A 2,598-nucleotide genomic window follows, 5' to 3' on the forward strand; every position below is an offset into this window, starting at 1 on the left:
TAACGGGGATACATCCGATGCCAAATCCGCCCAATTTTTCCCATTTTTCCCGTCAAATCCGACTGTTTAATGGTTCTTGAACCGCTATAGTTTCCATGAAACCAATCAACAGCCCTTGAGTATTCATCCTCAGCAATTCGACCCCAAACTTGTACTTTATTCGGATGCCAAGCTTCTCGCCAATTAGCCCCTTGAGGACTTAATTGTTTTCCCTGAGTTTGCCGCACCCAGTTTTTAATTCGGGTGTGAAGATTATTCAGAAATTTAGTAATATCTGTTAACTCTTGCACCGGACAATACAACCTAATCGATGGCGGAATTAACTCCCAATGACAACCAATCATCGGCTTATTTCCCTTGTCGAAATATTCATCAAAAAACATCCGATGATCAATCCGTCGCCAAGATTTACCAAATCCTCCTAACAGCAGAGTAAATTTAATCAACTGGGTTACTAATTTCTGATGTTCCGTTCGTTCCTCCTCACTCAAATTCCCCATGACTAAAATATCTAATTGCCCTTTTTTCAAGTCATAAATAGGCATTGAAAACGGCTTACTGTTGGGAGTATAAGTAAAGTCATCCAACTCTAAATTCTGAGCTTGAAATGCAATTCCTAATTTCCCCACAATTGAACCATTTGCACCTGCAAAACCGCCCCAAAGGGATTGAGTTAATTGTTCAGCCGTGCTTTCAGTTGTGACTCCTCCCAACAATCGTAAGGTATGACCTCTTAACGCCGCTTTGAACATATTGGCGCGAAATTCACCGTCTTTATTAATCAATTGAGAAGCTAATCCTTGACCCTTCAAATGAACGGTTAATAAAGCATTTTCCGGGTGTATTTTCGGTTGACCATACCCCGCACTTACCCGCGAACCAATTCCGCGACCTAATGCTTTTTCCCAGATTTGCCAAATGATTTCCCATTCCGTATCATCCAAGGGTTTCTGACTAGAAATCCCAAACATTAATAACGGTTTATAGAGAGAAATTTGGATAAAAGCAGAATGACCTCCTGAGTTTTTCACCTGCCAATTTTCCTGGGGATGGACAACATCAACTAATCGATCTTCGTCCTTCCAATCTTCATTTTGAGGATAGCCACCATGAAACCTCAGTAACCCCGGTTTGGTTTCCGTCCTTACTGTCCCGCCACAATATTTCAGCGCTTGTTGAGGACTACAGACCCGCAAAAACGCCCCCTTCATACTTGCACCCGGATAGTAGGGAAAACCCCGCGCCCCAATGACAGGACGAATCACACCTTCATCCTGTCCGCTATTGGTAATAAATCGCCAAGTCATCGGGTAACTTTTGACTTGAATTTTATCACTAAATTCAGGATTTTTAGCGCCAATTCCCTCCATCCATTCTTCCGCCCAAGTATACGCTTGTTGATTCTGTGGATATTGAATTTGGCTGCGGGATTCGATTTGAGCACGAAACATTAACGGCACAGAATTACTATCAACCATTATTCTCGCCTCCCGATGGTTTATAACGTTGTGTCCACCAAACCATATTTTCACAAAGTTGAGTCAAAATTGCTAAAGCAACCTTGCGTTGTTGGGGGTCAAAATTCCAGAGTTTATCCGTCATTGCCTTAATTTGTTGGCTGTTTCCATTTTGGATCGAATCATTAGGAATTTTTACCCCAGCTTGCTGCATAATTTTAACCAAGGTTGCCCAGGTATCCTTCCAGTAAGCAGCTTTTGCCCCCTCTAAACGAAACTGTTCCCCCCAAAATCGTTCTAACCCGAATGCAACGGTCATCCGCATTTTATACGCTTGATTTAGGGCATCTTTTTGATCTCGATATTTCAGCACTAAATCGTGGGCATATTGATCTAATTTGTAGGTTGTCCAAGCCATTATTTAACTCCTTTTAAAGTAATTTTGCAGTGACCAAAACCAATGGATTCTAAGCCGCCTAAATAAACTTCTGCTTCTTCATCTCCCATGAAGGGTTCCCAAGTTTGGGTTGTGGGTCGAATTGCGATCGCAAACACTAAAAACGTTTCTTCAGGTAAAGCTTCCGTATTGAAAAAAGCACCTTTTGAAACTTTCTTCTCCTGCTTATCTAAAGCCACCCGACTTTGACGATATAAGGCCATATCATGAATCATTGAAATCTCATCATCGCCGACTACAACCCCAGGCAATTCTTGACCATTTGGAAACCAAGGTTTAAGATCTTCCGTTTTATCAATGGTCAAAAATCCAAAGTTAAAAAACAAGGTATTTTTGCCATTAATATTCAAAGCATTTAAAGTTTTTGACCCAGTATAAACCGCCGGAATCGGGTTAGAAATTCCGGCAATTCGTTGATAACGTTTTAACAGTCGTGGACAAGTGACCCAAACCATCGGTTGACCCGGACAAAACACAGGCAACCACACAATAGAAGCATATTCAAACTTAACAAAAGACTCACTGGTGCTGTCGGGTTTTCCCATTTCCGCTTCACTACCATACCATTGATTCGTGTCAGCTTCCCCTAAAAATTGACGCATTTCTGCCCGAAAACGACCCCGAATTGAACTCCCTGGAATAATCCCAGTTTGGGTAAATTGATCACGGAAAATTAAATTGAGA

The 2,598-nt window shown here is 41.6% G+C and carries 3 protein-coding genes; all 3 read right to left on the minus strand.

Annotated features, from left to right (window positions below):
- Positions 1-1,478, minus strand: a 1,478-nt coding sequence (locus tag ACKPEB_RS18230; protein WP_408966391.1) for a hypothetical protein, incomplete at its 3' end; no start/stop codon positions are given.
- Positions 1,471-1,875 (minus strand): hypothetical protein, encoded by a 405-nt coding sequence (locus ACKPEB_RS18235; protein ID WP_408966392.1) that lies wholly within the window; start codon positions 1,873-1,875, stop codon positions 1,471-1,473. The genes ACKPEB_RS18230 and ACKPEB_RS18235, both read right to left, overlap by 8 nt.
- A partial coding sequence (locus ACKPEB_RS18240; protein ID WP_408966393.1) for an RAMP superfamily CRISPR-associated protein occupies positions 1,875-2,598 on the minus strand: 724 nt, incomplete at its 5' end. The genes ACKPEB_RS18240 and ACKPEB_RS18235, both read right to left, overlap by 1 nt.

The organism is Planktothrix sp., assembly GCF_046067725.1.
Classification (GTDB): domain Bacteria; phylum Cyanobacteriota; class Cyanobacteriia; order Cyanobacteriales; family Microcoleaceae; genus Planktothrix.

Coding starts and splice junctions, on each gene's coding strand:
- ACKPEB_RS18235 (WP_408966392.1), bottom strand. CDS start 1,875: ATGGCTTGGACAACCTACAAATTAGATCAATATGCCCACGATTTAGTG.